The organism is Ruminococcus sp. AF17-22AC, from assembly GCF_003460065.1.
In the GTDB taxonomy this organism is placed as follows: Bacteria; Bacillota; Clostridia; order Lachnospirales; family Lachnospiraceae; genus Blautia_A.
In genome coordinates, this window is sequence record NZ_QRXT01000006.1 from 1 (window position 1) to 19,815 (window position 19,815).

Genomic DNA, 19,815 nt, shown 5'->3' on the forward strand with positions numbered 1-19,815 from the left:
ACGTGAGGAGACAGACATTTGCGAAGCAAAAGGCACTGAGCAACGAAGTTGCGAGGTGATCAGGCTCGGCGAAAGCGAAAGCATGGTTAAGATAATCGATTGCTTAGTCAACATGTATGTGGTTTTGAAGATACGATAATGTAGGGGATTGGTCAAATGGTATGATAGGGGTCTCCAAAACCTTTGGTGGGAGTTCGATTCTCTCATCCCCTGTTTTTAGTGAGTCGGGAAGTCTTTTAAATTAAGGCTTTCCGGCTTTTTGCGTTTCATACAAAATACAGAATTCAGGAGCACCGGAGAGGACACCAAATTGACACTTTTTATTGCTTTTTATTGAAATAAAGCGTATTATAGATTTAATGAGTTAACAGCTCTCCACGATAACACGATAAAGTGTGTGTACCATGGGGAGTCTTTTATTTTCAGGATTATAGAATAAAAAGAAAAGAGGAATATATGGAAAGTTTTTCAGTATTTATGAATAATGTAGACTCGTTAGTATGGAGCATGGTACTTGTTGTATTATGTCTCGGTGTGGGATTGTATCTTTCAATCAGACTGAGATTCCCACAGATTCGACTGATGAAAGAAATGATTCATCTTTTAATGGATAAAGAAGAAAGTGAAAGCGGAATCACTTCGTTTCAGGCATTTGCGACAACGGTAGGTGCACGTGTTGGAATGGGAAATATTGCCGGTGTTGCTTCTGCAATTTTTTATGGAGGTCCGGGTTCTGTATTCTGGATGTGGATGATCGCGGCAATCGGAGCGGCATCTGCATTTGTAGAATCTGCGCTGGGACAGGCTTACAAGGTCAAAAATCCTGATGGAGAATTTTCAGGAGGCCCTGCATATTACATAGAAAAAGGTTTAAAATGCAAATCGTATGCGATCCTTTTTGCAATTGTTGCATTTCTGGGACCTGGATTTCTCATGCCGGGTGTGCAGATCAACTCACTTGTAACAGTTTTTGAAGAAGCATTTTCTGTAAATAAAATTCTTGTCGGTGCTATCTGCTGTGTAATTCTCGGTATTGTTGTTTATGGAAGTATCAAAAGAATTGCACAGATTGCGGAATTACTTGCACCGGCGATGTGTGCGGTATATATTCTTGCAGCAGTTATTATTCTGGGACTTAATATTACAAAACTTCCGGGAATCCTGAAAATGATCATTCAGTCTGCATTCGGAGTGCATGCATTGCTGGGAGGTATTGTTGGTTCTGCAGTTTCATGGGGCGTCAAACGAGGTATTTATTCCAATGAAGCCGGAATGGGATGTGGTGCGATAGTTTCTGCAGCAGCAGAATGTTCACATCCTGCAAAACAGGGACTGATCCAGTCATTTTCCATTTATGTGGATACATTATTTATCGGAACAGCAACAGCAATGATCGTTCTTTTGACAGGTACATTTGATGTAGCTGATGCAGCCGGAAATCTTTTGATCAGTCAGACAGGCGGTCTGGAATCCGGAATCAAATGGACACAGCATGCATTGATAAGTACTTTTGGAACGTGGAGTGGAAAGGCACTTGCCATTATCATTGTTTTATTTGTATTTACGTCTATGACGGGATATTGTTATCAGGCAGAATCCAATATCCGTTATCTGACAGGTAACAGCAAAAAGGCAGTTGCAATCGCCAGAGCAGTGTTCCTTGCAGCATCTTTCCTTGGGGCAATTGTAAATGCAGATGCTGTATGGGCAATGGGTGATATCGGATACGGACTTATGGCATGGGCAAATATCATTGCAATCGCACTTCTTGCACCAAAAGCTGTAGAAATCCTGCGAGATTACGAAAAACAAAAGAAAAGCGGTAAGAATCCGGTGTTTGATCCGGCAAAATTCGGTATCAAAGATGAGACCGGAGCGTGGAATCGAAAAAAAGATAGTTGACCTTGTGTCAGCTATCTTTTTGGTTATGAATAGATTTAGAAATTCAGATTCTACGGAATCCGCATGTGCAAGAAGTTCTTCTGCACTTTTATAAAAAAGCTCTCCCTCCGGAGTGAGGGTCAGTTTGTTATTATTTCGAAAAAATAGATTGACGCCAAATTCTTCCTCGTTGCGACAGGAGGATGGAAAAAATAAAAGGAATCTGGGATCGAACACAATACAAAAAGAAAGATCAATAAAACAAACAGACCCTATCTGGAAAAAAGATTTCATTAAATAATTTAATTCCTCAAAAGCAATTTCTATACACACGTACTTAGTAAGTAACCCAAAATTTTATACGAAACTAAGATCTTTATAAGCAGGAAAACCATAAGCTGATTCGCTATTTCTGATTGCACAGAGAATTGCTTCTGCCATCACATCTGCAGCAAGTGTTCCGACCATATCACAGTCAGCAGGTATGTTTTCGACAGAAAGTGCGTAAATACTGTCTCCGTCAGCTGAGGTATGTACAGGACGGATCGAACGTGCATAGCCATTGTGTGTCATGCCGGCAATTTTACAGAGCTGGCTTTTGGTGAAGGCGGCATTGGTGATAATCGCACCGATTGTGGTATTTTCCACAAATTTATTTTCGTGGATGTCATATGACCGGTAAAGAAACTGTGCAGAATCAGCAAAAGATTTCCGGTCATCAGAGAGCATGCCGGCGATGATCTGACCATTGTGATGATCATAAATATCCCCTAGGGCATTGACGGCGACGATAGCGCCGATCTTTAATTCTCCAATCTGTACTGCATAACTTCCGATGCCGGATTTCATGCAGTGTTCCATGCCATTTAATTTGCCAATGGTTGCGCCGGTTCCGACACCAAAGCAGCCATCCTGGTAATTATTCTGCCAGGCACCGACACAGGCTTCGTATCCCATGGCTTTATCCGGACGGGTATATGGATCAGCAACAGTCAGATCAAAAATATCTGACTGACATACGAGCGGAACTTTCGCGATGCCGACATCGAGCCCGATTCCTTTTTCTTCCAGAAACTGCATAACACCGCCGGCAGCATCAAGCCCGAAAGCACTTCCACCGCCGAGCAGGACTGCGTGAATCCGATCGGCAGCAGCAAGAGGTTTCAACAGTTCGCTTTCACGGGAAGCCGGTCCGCCTCCACGTACATCGAGTCCTGCGCACATGCCGGTTTCGCTTATAATGACGGTACAGCCTGTTCCGGCCGAGGTGTTTTGGGCATTACCAATGCGGATATTGTCAAAATCTTTTATGGAAATTATTTTCATTGTATGCCTCCTTGAGTTAATTATAATTATACTAACAAAGAACTATTTTAAAGTCAAACAGAATGGAGGAACAAAAAAGTTGCAGCAGAGTGAAAAGAAGGAAAGCGTTTTGCGATATCTGATTGCAAGAACTCTCTCAGACAGTTATAATGAACATCAGGACTTCTAATAAGAAGATAATGATGGGGGAACTGGAGAGGGAAAATTATGGATTATCAGCAGCTTATTACATTTATCATGGAAATGCTCGGAACAGTGGCGTTTGCAGCGTCCGGAGCTATGGTAGCGGTAGATCGTGCCATGGATATTTTCGGTGTGATCGTGCTCGGAGTTACGACAGCTGTCGGCGGTGGGGCGATACGTGATGTGATTCTTGGAATCGTACCACCTGCAATGTTCAGAAATCCGATTTATACACTGGTGGCAACGATCACATCCTGTGTAGTCTTTCTGATTTTATATTTAAAGAAAGAGCTTTTACAGGGGCACAATCGTGAGACTTATGACAAAGTCATGCTTGTGATGGACTCGATCGGACTTGGGATATTTACGGTAGTAGGTGTAAACACCGGAATTTCACATGGATATGTGGATTATATGTTTCTGCTTGTGTTTCTTGGGACGATTACCGGCGTTGGTGGCGGATTACTGAGAGATATTATGGCAGGAGTACCACCATACATTCTTGTGCGCCATATTTATGCATGTGCATCAATCGTAGGAGCAATCGTCTGTGTGGTTCTGTACCGTCATTTTGGTGCGGTTGCATCTATGGTAGGAGCATCGGCAGTCGTAGTTCTGATCCGGTATCTGGCCGCACATTACCGCTGGAATCTTCCGAAACTTGCACGTGAAGAAGAGAATTGAATATTGTTACAGACAAAGAAGCAGCCCTTCTCCGAATCGGAGAGGAGCTGCTTTTGTACATTTTACTTATAGAGGAAATTTTTAAGGGTTTACCGAAATGTTATTCCAGTGGCTGTGTGTCCTGAAGAGCTTCGAAACCTTCCTCACCGGTACGGATCTTAACGACATTTTCGATATCGTATACGAAGACTTTACCGTCACCGTACTGACCGGTATGAAGAACTCTCTTGGCAGTTTCGATAACTGTTTTGACCGGTACCAGACTGACAACGATCTCAATCTTGATCTTAGGCAGCAGGTTCATATCCATCTCAACACCACGGTAGTAGGAGCGGGCACCTTTCTGTACACCACATCCCATAACATTTGTAATGGTGATACCGGTAACACCGATTTCATTCATTGCATGCATGAATTCTTCAAGTTTGCTCTGACGTGTGATAATAACTACTTTTGTCAGCTTGTGTACGCCTTCTTTTGGAAGTTCCGGAATTGTGTTAACAGCTTCAGCCGGAGCTACATTTGCGGAAATGTTTGCAGAGGCTGCTTTCTTTGCAACACCCATAGGAGCAGGAACGGTCATGGTGTCATGTACAACAAATCCGTCATAAGCACTTGTAAGACCATGTTCTTTGGAATCCAGACCTTCGATTTCTTCTTCAGCGGATACACGAAGGCCGATGGTATGTTTGATCGCCTGGAAAATAATTGTCATAGTAACAGCAACCCATGCGATTGTGATGAGCATACCGACGAGCTGTACGCCGAATCCATGGAAACCGCCGCCAACCAGAAGACCTTTCCAGCCTGTGCCAGCTCCGTCAGAGAAAAGACCAACTGCAAGCGTACCGAAAGCACCGTTTAATCCGTGGACACCGACTGCACCAACCGGATCATCTACTTTAAGTACTTTGTCAATAAATTCAATACCGAATACAACTACAAAACCAGAGATAATACCAATGATAGCGGCAGATACTGGAGATACGGTATCACATCCGGCTGTAATAGCAACAAGACCTGCAAGAGATCCGTTCAGAGACATGGAAACATCCGGTTTTTTGTATCTTACCCATGTGATGAGCATAACGGCAACTGTTGCAACAGCTGCAGCGAGGTTTGTAGTTACAAAAATCTTACCTGCACTTACGATTGCATCACCTTCCATGCTGACAGTAGATGCACCGTTGAATCCGAACCAGCAGAACCAGAGGATGAATACACCTAAAGCACCGATGGTAAGGTTGTGTCCCGGGATGGCTTTTGATTTGCCGCTCTTAGAGTATTTTCCGATACGAGGTCCGAGGATGAGAGCACCGACAAATGCGGCAACACCACCGACCATATGTACTGCACAGGAACCTGCGAAATCATGAAATCCCATCTGGCTGATAAAACCACCGCCCCAGATCCAGTGTCCGGATACCGGATAAACGATCAGGCTGATCAGAAAACTGTAGATACAGTAGGATGAGAACTTTGTACGTTCTGCCATAGCTCCGGATACGATTGTAGCGGATGTTGCGCAGAAGACTGTCTGGAAGATCAGGAACGCCCAGAACGGAACACCGTCAGGGAGCATTGCGGAACCATAATTAGCTTCGGTAGCAATTCCACCGATCTTTCCGAAAAATCCGTTTCCGGCTCCGAACATGATTCCGAATCCGACGATCCAGAATGTAGGAGTACCGATACAAAAGTCCATCAGGTTTTTCATAATAATGTTACCGGCATTTTTGGCTCTGGTAAAACCAGTCTCAACCATTGCGAAACCGGCCTGCATAAAGAAGACAAGTGCGGCACCTAAAAGTACCCATATTGTGTTTACTGCTGAATAATCCATAAAGTTACCTCTCTTTCCCTAAAAAAGTTGAATAAGTTAATGGTTACAAAATTGAAAAGGCACGGGAATGATGTTATATCATTCTCCGCGCCTTTACGAATCAAATATATATATGTAAAACAGGGGATGTTGTATCGTGTGATTAATGGATGAGGAAATCGATAATGAATTATGAAGTATGAAGTAGTTCATGTTCATAGTGACATCCCCTGATTTTACCATTGTGAAATTGTTTTTCCTCAGTCAGAGATAGAAAACAGAAGTTTTCCGTATGTCGGATATGGAAGGATGGAATCCGGGATCAGAACTTCGGCTGCATCAGCGGAAGCACGAACCTTTTCCATATCAGAAAGGACAACGCTCTGATAAAGTTTAGCACTCTTAAGAAGATCTTTGCCGGATTCATATTCAGCCATAGCAGTATCTTTTTTCAGGGTTTCGAGATCTTTTGTCATGGTCTCGGAAAGCTCTGTCAGCTGTGTAAGAAGAGAAGCCTCTGCGGATACGGAAATATCCGGAACAACTGATTTCTTAAGTGCTGCAGTCTGTGCAATTTTTTCCATGTATGTAGTAATGCTCGGAAGAAGATCTTTCTGAATGATCTCAGCTAAAGTACCTGCTTCAATGTGAAGAGTTTTCACATAGTTTTCGAGCTTGATCTCGTAACGTGAATGAAGCTCTGCATCGGTGAATATATGATGACTGGTAAGCAGTTTTGCATTTTTTTCATCGATGAGATGCGGCAGTGCATCCGGTGTGGAAACCAGATTGTAGAGACCACGTTTTTCTGCTTCTTCAATCCATTCATCTGTATAACCGTTTCCGTTGAAGATAACTCGTTTGTGATCAATGACCGTCTTTTTCAGCAGTTCATGAACAGCGGTATCCATCTTATCAGCCGGAACATCTTTCAGTTCCTCATAGAACTGATGAAGTACTTCTGCAACAGCAGTGTTGAGGATGATGTTCGGGTTGGCTACAGAAGAAGAGGAGCCAAGCATACGGAATTCAAACTTATTTCCGGTAAATGCAAACGGTGAAGTACGGTTTCTGTCTGTGTTATCTTTTACGAAGTGAGGAAGTACTTTTGCACCGATATCCATCTGAACAGCACCGTGTCCGGCAAAGAATTCATCGTTTTCGATTGCCTTGAGTACTTCGGTAAGTTCATCACCGAGGAAGATGGATACTACAGCCGGCGGAGCTTCGTTTGCACCGAGGCGGTGGTCGTTTCCGGCACTTGCAACAGAAATACGAAGCAGATCAGCGTAATCATCAACTGCTTTGATAACAGCTACAAGGAATACAAGGAACTGTGTATTTTCAGCAGGTGTTTTGCCAGGATCCAGAAGATTGACTCCGGTGTCTGTGCTCATGGACCAGTTGTTGTGTTTACCACTTCCGTTGATTCCTTCGAATGGTTTTTCATGAAGCAGGCATACCATGTTGTGTTTTGCGGCAACTTTTTTCATGATTTCCATGGTCAGCTGGTTGTGATCGACAGCAACGTTTGTTGTATCAAATACAGGAGCAAGCTCATGCTGTGCAGGAGCAACTTCATTATGTTTTGTCTTTGCCGGAATACCGAGTTTCCAGAGCTCTTCGTCCAGATCATGCATGTAAGCTGCAACACGTGGCTTCAGAGTTCCGAAATAATGATCTTCCATTTCCTGTCCTTTAGGAGCCGGAGCACCGACCAGTGTACGTCCGCAGAAGATCAGGTCCTTTCTCTTATTATAAAGATCTTTGTCTACAAGGAAATATTCCTGTTCCGGACCTACGGTTGTGTTGATGTGTTTGACTTCTGTATTGCCAAGAAGACGAAGAATCTTAACAGCCTCTTTATTTAAGGTATCCATGGAACGAAGAAGAGGAGTTTTCTTATCCAGTGCTTCGCCACTGTAAGAACAGAAAGCTGTCGGGATATAAAGTGTACGGTCTTTAATGAATGCCGGTGAAGTAGGGTCCCATGCTGTATAACCTCTTGCTTCGAAGGTAGCACGAAGACCGCCTGACGGGAAACTGGAGGCATCCGGTTCACCTTTTACAAGTTCCTTGCCGGAGAAGTCCATAATAACCTGACCGTCAACGGTAGGAGAAATGAAACTGTCATGTTTCTCAGCTGTAAAGTTGGTCATTGGCTGGAACCAGTGAGTATAATGGGTAGCGCCGTGTTCCAGTGCCCATTCTTTCATGGCAACTGCTACAGAGTTGGCAACATCAAGCTCCAGATGTGTACCGTTCTCGATTGTTTTCTTCAGCGCCTTGTACATATCTTTCGGTAATTTCTCACGCATGATCTTGTCGTTAAAAACAAGACTGCCATAAATTTCAGGAATGCTATGTCCCATAGTAAAGTCTCCTTTCGATTTTCGATTCCATTAATCGTTATGATCTTAGTGATAAACAAAAAAGGCGCCTTGGAATCTAATCCAAAGCGCCGTTGCTTATGTGATGTAGTATACACAAAAAAAAACTCTTGTCAACATTTTTTGTGAAAAAAATTTCAAATTTTTTGTTTGGTCAGATGAATTTATTTGTATGGCTTTTTGCAGGGACAAGGGTTGACAAAAGTCGATCTTCTATTATAATTTCAGGTAGATTCACAGGTAAATTTCATAGATAATGGGAGGAAATTCTGATGGCAGGAATTAAGGAAGCCTGTGGTGTATTTGGTATTTATGATCTGGATGGAGGTAATGTTGTTCCATCCATTTATTATGGCCTTACATCACTTCAGCATCGTGGACAGGAGTCTTGCGGACTTGCAGTTTCCAAAACGAACGGAGAGCGCGGTAATGTTCAGTTTCATAAGGATCTCGGACTGGTAAGTGAAGTTCTCCGTGAAGATACCATACGGAATATGGAGGGGGATCTCGGAATCGGACATGTACGTTATTCCACGACCGGTGCATCTGTTGCGGAGAATGCACAGCCGCTGGTTCTGTCTTATATTAAGGGAACACTCGCACTTGCACATAATGGTAACCTGATCAATACCCCTGAATTGAAATGGGAACTGATTCAGAGCGGGGCAATTTTCCATACGACGACAGACTCAGAGGTTATTGCATTCCATGTGGCAAGAGAAAGGGTACATTCTAAAACTGTTCAGGAAGCAGTTCTGAAAACCGCCCGCAAGCTAAAGGGAGGCTATGCGCTTGTAATCATGAGTCCGAGAAAACTGATCGGTGTCCGTGATCCGCTTGGATTGAAGCCGCTTTGCCTTGGTAAGCGTGACAATACATATGTGCTTGCTTCTGAAAGCTGTGCACTTACTTCTGTAGGTGCTGAATTCGTCAGAGACATTGAACCGGGTGAGATGATCACGATTTCAAAGAACGGAATCGAATCTAACAAAGAGCTGAGTACCGGCAAACATGCCCATTGTGTATTTGAATATATTTATTTTGCAAGACTGGACAGTATGATGGACGGTGTAAAGATTTATGATGCACGTATCCGTGGCGGTAAATCCCTTGCAAAATCCTATCCGGTAGATGCGGATCTGGTTACAGGTGTTCCGGAATCCGGTATTCCGGCAGCGAAAGGTTATTCAGAAGAATCGGGAATCCCGTTTGGATTTGCATTTTATAAGAACAGCTATATCGGAAGAACCTTTATCAAACCGACACAGAAAGAACGTGAGTCCAGTGTCCATCTGAAACTGAGTGTACTGGATTCAGCAGTTAAAGGTAAACGCATCGTACTGGTAGACGATTCCATCGTGAGAGGAACTACGATCGCAAATCTGATCCGTATGCTGAAGAAGGCCGGCGCGCTGGAGGTTCATGTAAGGATCAGTTCACCACCGTTCCTGTATCCATGTTATTTCGGAACAGATGTACCGTCCAATGATCAGCTGATCGCAAGCAATCACAGTGCACAGGAAATCTGTGATATGATCGGGGCAGATTCTCTTGGATATATGCAGAGTGAATATCTTGAGGGTATGGCAGGTAACCTTCCGTTATGTAAAGCCTGCTTCGACGGTAAGTATCCGATGGATGTGGAGGCAGAACTCAACAAAAAAATCGACTGTGGATGTTGATATTTTTACAAAAATACATATTTACAAACGAAAAAAAATAAGGTATAGTAAATTTCATATTTTAAGATCTTATTCTGACAAAGGCGTCAGGAGCGATTGGGGTTAGTCCCTTATACGCTTCTGGCGCCTTTTTTATTTTAAGATACAGGATAGAGGAGGAAATCGGTAATGGCAGTAAAATACGTTTTTGTAACAGGTGGTGTAGTATCCGGACTTGGCAAAGGTATTACAGCAGCGTCTCTCGGAAGACTTCTGAAAGCACGCGGATATCAGGTGACTATGCAGAAGTTTGATCCTTATATCAATATTGACCCGGGTACAATGAATCCGATCCAGCATGGAGAAGTTTTTGTTACGGACGATGGTACAGAGACGGACCTGGATCTGGGGCATTATGAAAGATTTATTGATGAAAGCCTTGACAAAAATTCCAATGTAACGACCGGTAAGGTTTACTGGTCTGTATTACAGAAGGAACGTCACGGAGATTTCGGCGGAGGAACCGTGCAGGTTATCCCTCATATTACAAATGAAATTAAGAGCCGTTTCTACCGTGCAAAATCACAGGACGAAGAAAAAATTGCAATTATTGAAGTTGGCGGAACCGTCGGAGATATTGAAAGCCAGCCGTTTCTGGAATCTATCCGTCAGTTCCAGCATGATGTAGGACATGACAATGCAATTTTGGTTCATGTAACACTGATTCCATATCTGAAAGCCTCGGAAGAAATGAAGACCAAACCGACACAGGCGAGTGTTAAAGAACTTCAGGGAATGGGAATACAGCCGGATGTACTGGTATGCAGAAGCGAACATCCGCTGACTGATGAAATCAAAGGAAAGATCGCTTTGTTCTGCAACGTACCTGTCAGCCATGTACTGCAGAATCTGGATGTGGAATATCTGTATGAAGCACCGCTTGCCATGGAACGTGAGAAACTGGCAGATGTAGTACTGGAATCCTTAAGACTTGAAAATCGTAAACCGGACTTAAGTGAGTGGATTCAGATGGTCAATGACCTCAGAAATCCGGAAAGCGTTGTAAATATTGCAATGGTAGGAAAATACACACAGCTTCATGATGCTTATTTAAGTGTGGTAGAAGCTCTGAAACATGGTGGTATTTCCTGTAAAGCAAAGGTTGAGATCACCTGGATCGATTCTGAAGAACTGAATGAGAAAAATCTGGATCAGAAACTTCATAAAGTAGACGGTATTCTTGTTCCGGGGGGATTTGGAAACAGAGGAACCGAAGGTATGATTCTTGCAGCACAGTATGCACGTGTACACAAGATTCCATATCTGGGTATCTGCCTCGGCATGCAGATGGCAATCGTGGAATTTGCCCGTCACGTGCTCGGATATGAAGATGCCAACAGTATCGAACTGGATCCGTCAACAAAGCATCCGGTAATTGCATTGATGCCGGATCAGGAGAGCGTGGAAGATCTGGGAGGTACTTTAAGACTCGGAAGCTATCCATGCGTACTTGCAGACAGCTCCAAAGCACTGGAATTGTTTGGAAAGAAAGAAATTCAGGAGCGTCACAGACATCGTTACGAAGTCAACAATGCATATCGTGAAGAATTTGCCACAAAAGGCATGACGATTGCAGGTACTTCTCCTGACGGACACATTGTAGAGATGATCGAGATCAAGGATCATCCGTTTTACGAAGGAACACAGGGACATCCGGAATTCAAATCCAGACCGAACCATGCACATCCGCTGTTTCGTGGATTTGTAAAGGCTGCAGATGATTATGCAAAACTGAAAAAAAGCCGGCAGGCGAAAAATCAGGAATAAGAAAGGGTAAATGAATATGCAGGAAGTAAGCAGAGAAGATCAGGGTCTGTACCGCAGCGAATTTGAACACGACAACTGCGGTATCGGTGCTGTTGTAAATATAAAAGGTAAAAAAACTCATGATACAGTTGCCAATGCTCTCAGGATTGTAGAACATCTGGAGCATCGTGCCGGTAAAGATGCAGAGGGAAAGACCGGTGATGGTGTTGGTATCCTTTTGCAGATTTCTCACAAATTCTTCAAAAAGGCCTGTAAGAAAGAAGGCTTTGAAATCGGTGAAGAGAGAGAATACGGTATTGCACAGTTCTTTTTCCCACAGCATGAGATCAAACGTGCACAGGCGAAGAAAATGTTTGAGATTATTGTGGAAAAAGAAGGACTTGAACTTCTTGGCTGGAGAACTGTTCCGGTAATTCCGGAGGTTCTTGGACATAAAGCAAGAGAATGTATGCCTTATATTATGCAGGCATTTATCAAAAAACCGGAAGAAGTAGAGAAGGGGCTGCCTTTTGACAGAATGTTGTATATTGCACGCCGCGAGTTTGAACAGAGTAATGATAATACTTATGTTGTGTCTATGAGCAGCCGTACGATCGTATATAAAGGTATGTTTCTTGTGGGACAGCTGCGCACATTTTTTGCAGATCTGCAGAGCCCGGATTATGAATCAGCAATTGCAATGGTTCATTCCAGATTTAGTACCAATACAAATCCGAGCTGGGAGAGAGCACATCCGAACCGCTTTATGGTACACAATGGTGAGATCAATACCATCCGTGGAAATGCTGATAAGATGCTTGCACGAGAGGAAAATATGGAATCTCCTTATCTGAAGGGTCAGCTTCATAAAGTTCTTCCTGTAGTTAACCGCAATGGTTCTGACTCTGCAATGCTGGATAATACACTGGAATTTCTGGTTATGAGTGGTATGGAGCTTCCGCTTGCAGTCATGATCACGATTCCGGAACCATGGGCATATAACGATACGATTTCTCAGGAAAAGAGAGATTTTTATCAGTATTATGCAACAATGATGGAACCATGGGATGGACCTGCGTCCATTCTGTTTTCTGATGGTGATGTGATGGGAGCAGTCCTTGACCGTAATGGTCTGCGTCCGTCCAGATATTATATTACTTCTGATGGTTATATGATCCTTTCTTCTGAAGTTGGTGTCATGCCGGTACCGGAAGACAAGATCGTATTAAAAGAGCGTCTGCATCCGGGCAAAATGCTGCTGGTAGACACTGTTCAGGGAAAAGTCATTGACGATGATGAACTGAAGGAAAAATATGCAACCATGCAGCCGTATGGTGAGTGGCTGAACAGCAATCTGGTACAGCTTAAAGATATCAAGATCCCGAACATCCGTATGGAAGAATATACAGATGAACAGCGTGCACGTCTGCAAAAAGCATTCGGCTATACGTATGAACAATATCGTACATCTATCCGCAACATGGCACTGAACGGAGCTGAGAGTATCGGTGCAATGGGTGTGGATACACCACTTGCTGTACTGTCTGATCAGGATCGCCCGTTGTTTGATTATTTCAAACAGCTTTTTGCACAGGTTACAAACCCGCCAATCGATGCGATCCGTGAAGAAATTGTTACTTCTACCAGTGTATATGTCGGTAAAGACGGAAACCTTCTGGTACAGCAGCCGGAGAACTGTCATGTACTGAAGATCGTTCATCCGATCCTGACAAATACCGATATGCTGAAAATCAAGAATATGCAACATGAGGGATTTAAAGTAGCGGTAGTGTCAACTCTTTATTATAAGAGTACAAAACTGGAACGTGCGATTGACCGCCTGTTTGTAGAAGTAGATAAAGCATATCGTGATGGTGCAAATATTCTGGTGCTTTCAGACAGAGGTGTGGATGAAAACCATATGCCGATCCCGTCACTACTTGCAGTATCCGCGGTACATCAGCATCTGGTAAAGACAAAGAAGAGTACATCTCTTGCCATTATTCTGGAATCCGGGGAACCAAGAGAAGTGCATCATTTTGCAACACTGCTCGGATATGGTGCAAGTGCTGTTAACCCTTATCTTGCTCTGGAAACAATCCGTGAGCTGATTGACAATCATATGTTGGATAAAGATTACTATGCAGCAGTAGAAGATTATAATCATGCGGTATTAAGCGGTATTGTCAAGATTGCGTCCAAAATGGGTATTTCCACGATCCAGTCTTATCAGGGATCCCAGATCTTTGAGGCAATCGGTATTTCTCAGGAAGTGATCGACAAATACTTTACAGGAACCGTAAGCCGTGTAGGTGGAATTACACTGGAAGACATTGAAGATAATGTAGAAAAACTGCATTCCGAGGCATTTGATCCGTTAGGCCTTGATACAGACCTTACACTGGACAGTGTCGGTGCACATAAAATGAGAAGTCAGGGAGAGGAACATCGTTACAATCCACAGACGATCCATCTTCTGCAGGAGTCTACGTGGACAGGAAGCTACGATCTTTTCAAACAATATACAGCACTGGCAGATAAAGAAAGCCATGGTGCACTCAGAGGCCTTCTGGAGTTTAATTACCCCGAAAAGGCAATCCCGATCGAGGAAGTCGAGAGCGTGGATGAAATCGTAAAACGATTCAAGACAGGTGCAATGTCCTATGGATCTATTTCTCAGGAAGCACATGAGACACTTGCAATCGCAATGAACCATCTGCATGGTAAATCCAATACAGGTGAAGGGGGAGAGAGTGCAGAACGTATTGCTTCTGCCGGAAGCAAGAATGACCGCTGTTCCGCAATCAAACAGGTTGCCAGTGGCCGATTTGGTGTAACAAGCCGTTATCTTGTATCTGCAAGAGAAATCCAGATCAAGATGGCACAGGGCGCAAAACCTGGTGAGGGCGGACACCTTCCTGCAAAGAAAGTATATCCGTGGATTGCCAAAACACGTCATTCCACACCGGGTGTTTCTCTGATTTCACCACCACCGCATCATGATATTTATTCCATCGAGGATCTGGCGCAGCTGATCTACGATTTAAAGAATTCAAATGTATATGCAGATATTTCTGTCAAACTGGTTTCTGAGGCTGGTGTCGGTACTGTCGCGGCCGGTGTTGCAAAAGCCGGTGCACAGACAGTTCTGATCTCCGGTTATGACGGAGGAACAGGTGCCGCACCAAGAAGCTCTATCCACAATGCAGGACTTCCATGGGAACTTGGCCTTGCAGAGACACATCAGACACTTCTTATGAACGGACTTCGTAACCGTGTGCGTATTGAGACAGACGGAAAGCTTATGAGTGGCCGTGATGTTGCAATCGCAGCACTTCTTGGCGCTGAAGAATTCGGCTTTGCGACAGCTCCGCTTGTAACAATGGGATGTGTGATGATGCGTGTATGTAATCTGGACACATGTCCGGTAGGTGTTGCAACACAGAATCCAGAGCTTCGTAAACGCTTCCGCGGAAAACCGGAATATGTAGAAAACTTTATGAGATTTATTGCACAGGAACTGAGAGAATATATGGCACGTCTTGGCGTTCATACAGTAGATGAAATGGTCGGACGTACAGATCTCTTAAAACAGTCTCCGGATGCAGTCGAACCACATAAAGGAAAACTGGATTTAAGTGCAATTCTGAATAACCCATATGCCGGAAATGGTCAGAAAGTGACATTTGACCCGAAAGCAGTATATAATTTTGAACTGGAAAAGACACTCGATGAAAAAGTTCTTCTTAAGAAATGTGCAAAGGCAATCTCAAAAGGAGAACACGTGGAATTAAGTGTGGATGTTACCAATACAGACCGTACTTTCGGTACGATACTTGGTGCTGAGATCACCAGACAGACCGGAACAGGGCTGCCGGACGACACAGTAGTAATCAACTGCCATGGAGCAGGTGGACAGAGTTTCGGTGCATTTATTCCGAAAGGTCTTACACTGAATCTGACCGGTGACAGCAACGACTACTTCGGAAAAGGACTTTCCGGTGGTAAGCTGATCGTTAGAGTCCCGGAAAAAGCTGCATACAAACCAGAAGAAAATATCATTATCGGTAACGTTGCTCTGTATGGTGCAACCAGTGGCTATGCGTTTATCAATGGTGTTGCCGGCGAACGTTTTGCAGTGCGTAACTCCGGTGCCTATGCTGTTGTAGAAGGTGTCGGTGAACATGGATGTGAGTACATGACCGGTGGTCGTGTTGTTGTTCTCGGAAGAACCGGAAAGAACTTTGCAGCAGGTATGAGCGGCGGTATTGCATATGTTCTGGATGTGGAGAACAAGCTGTATAAGAACATCAACAAGGCAATGATCTCTATTGAAAAAGTAGAAAATAAATATGACAAAAAAGAACTTCGTGATCTGATCGAAGCCCATGTTGCGGCTACAGGTTCCGAATTAGGTGCAAAAGTGCTTGCCGACTTTGACTATTATCTGCCTCACTTTAAGAAACTGATTCCAAATGAGTATAAGAAGATGATTACACTCAGTGCAAAACTGGAAGAAAAAGGTCTGACAAGTGAACAGGCGCAGATGGAAGCATTTTACGAAAGCATCGGAGCAAAGCATTAAGGAGGATGAGGAAACATGGGAAAGCCAACAGGATTTTTAGAATATAAAAGAGAGACAGCCAAAGTGCTGCCTCCAAAAGTCCGGATCGCCAACTTCAATGAATTCCGGACTCCGATCAGCAAAGAAAAACAGACCATTCAGGGCGCACGCTGTATGGCATGCGGAGTTCCTTTCTGTCAGTCAGGCATGATGCTTAACGGAATGGCTTCCGGATGTCCGCTGCACAATCTTGTGCCGGAAACAAATGATCTGGTTTATACAGGAAACTGGAAACAGGCATACTTAAGACTTTCCAAGACACACAGTTTTCCGGAGTTTACCTCCAGAGTGTGTCCGGCACTCTGTGAAGCGGCCTGTACCTGCAATCTGGACAGTGAGCCGGTTTCAACAAAAGAAAATGAGAGAGCGATTATTGAGACTGCATGGCAGGAAGGATGGGTAAAACCACAGATTCCGCGTGTGCGTACCGGTAAAATAATTGCTGTTGTCGGAAGCGGACCTTCCGGTCTGGCAGCAGCACAGCAGTTAAACAGACGTGGACACAGCGTTACCGTTTATGAAAGAAGCGACCGCCCGGGCGGACTTCTCCGTTATGGCATTCCGAATATGAAACTGGAGAAATCAGTCGTAGACAGACGAATCCATTTAATGGAAGAAGAGGGTGTTAAGTTTGTATTAAATACAAATGTAGGAAAAGACATTACAGCAGAAGAACTTCTTAAGAAATATGACCGTGTCATCCTTGCATGTGGAGCATCCAATCCAAGAGATATCAAAGCCCCGGGAAGAGAAGCAAAAGGAATTTATTTCGCCGTAGATTTCCTCGGACAAGTAACAAAGACTCTTCTGGATTCGAATTTCGAGAAAGTTCCGTACGAACTGGCAAAAGATAAACATGTGCTGGTCATCGGTGGTGGTGATACCGGTAACGACTGTGTAGGTACAAGTATACGTCTCGGAGCAAAATCTGTGACACAGCTTGAGATGATGCCGAAGCCTCCGGCAGAGCGTGCGGCAAACAATCCATGGCCGGAGTGGCCGCGTATCCTCAAAACAGATTATGGTCAGGAAGAAGCCATTGCCGTATTTGGACATGATCCTCGTGTATATCAGACAACCGTAACAGAGTTTATTGCAGATAAAAAAGGAAATGTCTGCAAGGCAAAAATCGTCAAACTGAAACCTCAGAAAGACGAAAAGACCGGAAGAATGATGATGGTACCGGTCGAAGGAACAGAAGAATTGATTCCGGCAGATGTAGTGCTGATCGCAGCAGGTTTCCTCGGAAGCCAGAAATATGTAACCGATGCATTTAAGGTAAATATCAATGGCCGTACAAATGTAGAGACAAAACCGGAAGCATATGAAACCTCTGTTCAGAGAGTCTTTACAGCAGGTGATATGCATCGCGGACAATCCCTGGTAGTATGGGCAATTCGTGAAGGTCGCGAGGCTGCAAGAGCCGTAGATGAATCCCTGATGGGATATACAAATCTCTAATATAGTATTTTTTTAAAGAGTTATGGCGATATTGTCATGGCTCTTTTTTTACTTTATACATTAATACGAAATCACATAAAATTATTTACATCATTCTTGTTTTTTTTATATTCAATAAAACAGAAAAACTTTCTAAAATATAAAGAGAATGAGGTATAATATCATTATGAAAGAGAAATTCAGAAAAGTTATTTTGATGATTGGGATTCTGATCACAGCTGCGGGCGTGTGTCTGGCAATGTATGCCACAGTAAGCAACTGGTATTGTGAATATAGAGCCGGAAATGAAATTGAAACTTACAGTGAGACTGTCAGCAATACCAGTCAGGATGAACTGGCACGTATCAAAGAAAATGTGATAGAATATAATCGCACACTGGCATCAGAAGAAAGTACTTCATCGATAAGCTATGATGAGATGCTTGCAGCAACAGATGCTATTGGCTATCTGGAGATTCCGAGGCTTCAGCTGATGCTTCCTATATATGAAGGAACAGAGGAAGATGTTCTGGCAAGAGGAGTTGGACACATGGAGCAGACATCTCTTCCAGTGGGTGGGGCTTCTACGCACTGTGTACTTGCCGGACACACAGGACTTCCTACAGCAAAGCTTTTTACACATCTGGATAAAATGAAAGAAGGAGATCTGTTTTATATTCATGAACTGGATGAAATACTGACCTATAAAGTGGACCGGATCAGTGTGGTACTTCCAGATGAAACAGATGCCCTTCAGATAGAAGAAGGAAAAGATTATGTAACACTTCTGACGTGTATCCCCTATGGCGTAAACAGTCACAGGCTTCTGGTCAGGGGAGAACGTACAGAGAATCCGGTGACTGCGGATTCACAGGAGAAGGCAGACAAACCTGTAAGTACAGTCGTTTATGCAGTTTTTGTGGGAATCATTCTGATCGTGTTTTATATATGGTTCAAACATAAAAGGAGGAGATCGAATGAAAAAGAATAAGAAATGGACAGTACTGGCACTGATCTGTCTGCTGATGCTGATGCTGATGGTACTGCCGGTAAAGGCAGAAACAACAGGAAGCATTGCAATACAGCTTCATTCAGATGCAGCAGAAGTAGAAATGACGTTGTATAAGGTTGCTGCGTATGCAGATGAAGAATATACAATGACAGAAGAATTTCAGGGTTGTGGCATCACGACGAAACAGCTTTTAGAAGCAAAAAACGTTTCACAGATTACAGAGACACTGGAAAAATATGTGGCAGCACAGAAACTGAAGGGCATACAGAAAACAAAAAAAGCAAATGAAATACTTCTTTATGAAGGACTCTCTCCGGGACTGTATTTTGCAGTACAGACAGCCGGACAGGATAAGGCACTTGCAGAGAGCACGCTGATCCTGCTTCCATCTACAGAAAGCGGAGAAAAAAACTATCATCCTGAGGTTACAGTGAAATGTGTTTCACAGGTGGGTGCAGTGATCCTGAATAAAACAGATCCGGATGGAAACGTTTTGGAAGGCGCCTGCTTCAGGCTGAAGCAAAAGAACGGAGATTCCTGGAAAGAGTTAAATGTTTCACTGACAACAAATAAAAACGGACAACTGCAGGTTTCCGGGCTTCCTTTTGGAAAATATCAGTTTGTTGAGACAAAAGCACCGGATGGATTTGTAAAATCTGACAAGCCAGCTGCATTTGAAATTTCCAAAGCCGGGGAAGTTACAGAAAACGGAGGAAAATATGAAACCCTGTCAGGAACAGTAGAGGAGGTTCAGGTAGTTAACCAGCCGGAAAAGGAAACACCACCAGGATCAGGAAACCCGGGCAGCCATGATTCGGGAAGCAGTACGAAAATGAGCGTAAAAACAGGAGACAATACACCGATCGCATTGTTTGTGTTCCTTCTGGCAGCAGGTGCATGCGCAGGACTGGCAGTAGCTGTTAAAATAAAGAAAGGAAAAAAATAGAGATATCGAATCCGAAAATATTCGGGGGGGGGGGGGGGGG

The 19,815-nt window shown here is 43.6% G+C and carries 11 protein-coding genes and 1 tRNA gene; 9 read left to right on the plus strand and 3 right to left on the minus strand.

Going from position 1 to position 19,815, the window contains the following annotated elements:
* Window positions 1-142: 142 nt before the first annotated feature.
* Together DWW86_RS10130 and DWW86_RS10135 are read left to right on the plus strand one after the other, a co-directional pair.
* Window positions 143-213 (plus strand) — tRNA-Trp (locus DWW86_RS10130).
* 243 nt (window positions 214-456) lie between these two features.
* The gene (locus tag DWW86_RS10135) at window positions 457-1,902 is read left to right on the plus strand and encodes an alanine/glycine:cation symporter family protein (RefSeq protein ID WP_117942984.1); all 1,446 of its coding nucleotides are present in this window, start codon (window positions 457-459) and stop codon (window positions 1,900-1,902) included.
* A gap of 336 nt (window positions 1,903-2,238) precedes the next feature.
* Here DWW86_RS10135 and DWW86_RS10145 read toward each other — a convergent pair whose 3' ends face one another.
* Window positions 2,239-3,207, minus strand: coding sequence for a P1 family peptidase (locus DWW86_RS10145; protein ID WP_117942985.1), 969 nt, complete (start codon window positions 3,205-3,207; stop codon window positions 2,239-2,241).
* A gap of 207 nt (window positions 3,208-3,414) precedes the next feature.
* Between DWW86_RS10145 and DWW86_RS10150 the strand changes: the two genes are divergently transcribed.
* Entirely contained in the window at window positions 3,415-4,074 is a 660-nt protein-coding gene (locus DWW86_RS10150) for a trimeric intracellular cation channel family protein (protein ID WP_072520884.1), read from the plus strand.
* Between the two features lie 100 nt (window positions 4,075-4,174).
* Here the strand turns inward: DWW86_RS10150 and DWW86_RS10155 are convergent, their stop codons facing one another.
* A complete protein-coding gene (locus DWW86_RS10155) occupies window positions 4,175-5,917 on the minus strand; it encodes an ammonium transporter (protein WP_015543131.1) in 1,743 nt (580 codons plus the stop codon).
* Window positions 5,918-6,156: 239 nt separating this feature from the next.
* Window positions 6,157-8,268, minus strand: coding sequence for a glutamine synthetase III family protein (locus DWW86_RS10160; protein WP_117942986.1), 2,112 nt, complete (start codon window positions 8,266-8,268; stop codon window positions 6,157-6,159).
* Between the two features lie 290 nt (window positions 8,269-8,558).
* Between DWW86_RS10160 and purF the strand changes: the two genes are divergently transcribed.
* From purF to DWW86_RS10190, 6 genes are all read left to right on the plus strand, one after another.
* A complete protein-coding gene (gene purF, locus DWW86_RS10165; RefSeq protein ID WP_117942987.1) occupies window positions 8,559-9,968 on the plus strand; it encodes an amidophosphoribosyltransferase in 1,410 nt (469 codons plus the stop codon).
* 168 nt (window positions 9,969-10,136) lie between these two features.
* Window positions 10,137-11,774, plus strand: a complete 1,638-nt coding sequence (gene pyrG, locus DWW86_RS10170) for a CTP synthase (RefSeq protein WP_117942988.1) — start codon at window positions 10,137-10,139, stop codon at window positions 11,772-11,774.
* 16 nt (window positions 11,775-11,790) lie between these two features.
* Window positions 11,791-16,338 carry a glutamate synthase large subunit gene (gene gltB / locus DWW86_RS10175; RefSeq protein WP_117943098.1) on the plus strand — a complete coding sequence of 1,516 codons (4,548 nt, stop codon included), beginning with the start codon at window positions 11,791-11,793 and terminating at the stop codon, window positions 16,336-16,338.
* Between the two features lie 15 nt (window positions 16,339-16,353).
* Entirely contained in the window at window positions 16,354-17,838 is a 1,485-nt protein-coding gene (locus DWW86_RS10180; RefSeq protein WP_117942989.1) for a glutamate synthase subunit beta, read from the plus strand.
* A gap of 166 nt (window positions 17,839-18,004) precedes the next feature.
* Window positions 18,005-18,808 carry a class C sortase gene (locus tag DWW86_RS10185; RefSeq protein WP_117942990.1) on the plus strand — a complete coding sequence of 268 codons (804 nt, stop codon included), beginning with the start codon at window positions 18,005-18,007 and terminating at the stop codon, window positions 18,806-18,808.
* Entirely contained in the window at window positions 18,795-19,775 is a 981-nt protein-coding gene (locus DWW86_RS10190; RefSeq protein ID WP_117942991.1) for a prealbumin-like fold domain-containing protein, read from the plus strand. Before DWW86_RS10185 ends, DWW86_RS10190 begins: the two co-directional genes overlap by 14 nt.
* Window positions 19,776-19,815: the final 40 nt, after the last annotated feature.

Bases quoted from the DNA above. Each gene is read 5' to 3' on its own strand.
- gltB (WP_117943098.1), top strand. From the start codon at position 11,791: ATGCAGGAAGTAAGCAGAGAAGATCAGGGTCTGTACCGCAGCGAATTT.
- DWW86_RS10135 (WP_117942984.1), top strand. From the start codon at position 457: ATGGAAAGTTTTTCAGTATTTATGAATAATGTAGACTCGTTAGTATGG.
- DWW86_RS10180 (WP_117942989.1), top strand. From the start codon at position 16,354: ATGGGAAAGCCAACAGGATTTTTAGAATATAAAAGAGAGACAGCCAAA.
- pyrG (WP_117942988.1), top strand. From the start codon at position 10,137: ATGGCAGTAAAATACGTTTTTGTAACAGGTGGTGTAGTATCCGGACTT.
- DWW86_RS10145 (WP_117942985.1), bottom strand. From the start codon at position 3,207: ATGAAAATAATTTCCATAAAAGATTTTGACAATATCCGCATTGGTAAT.
- DWW86_RS10190 (WP_117942991.1), top strand. From the start codon at position 18,795: ATGAAAAAGAATAAGAAATGGACAGTACTGGCACTGATCTGTCTGCTG.
- DWW86_RS10155 (WP_015543131.1), bottom strand. From the start codon at position 5,917: ATGGATTATTCAGCAGTAAACACAATATGGGTACTTTTAGGTGCCGCA.
- purF (WP_117942987.1), top strand. From the start codon at position 8,559: ATGGCAGGAATTAAGGAAGCCTGTGGTGTATTTGGTATTTATGATCTG.
- DWW86_RS10150 (WP_072520884.1), top strand. From the start codon at position 3,415: ATGGATTATCAGCAGCTTATTACATTTATCATGGAAATGCTCGGAACA.
- DWW86_RS10160 (WP_117942986.1), bottom strand. From the start codon at position 8,268: ATGGGACATAGCATTCCTGAAATTTATGGCAGTCTTGTTTTTAACGAC.
- DWW86_RS10185 (WP_117942990.1), top strand. From the start codon at position 18,005: ATGAAAGAGAAATTCAGAAAAGTTATTTTGATGATTGGGATTCTGATC.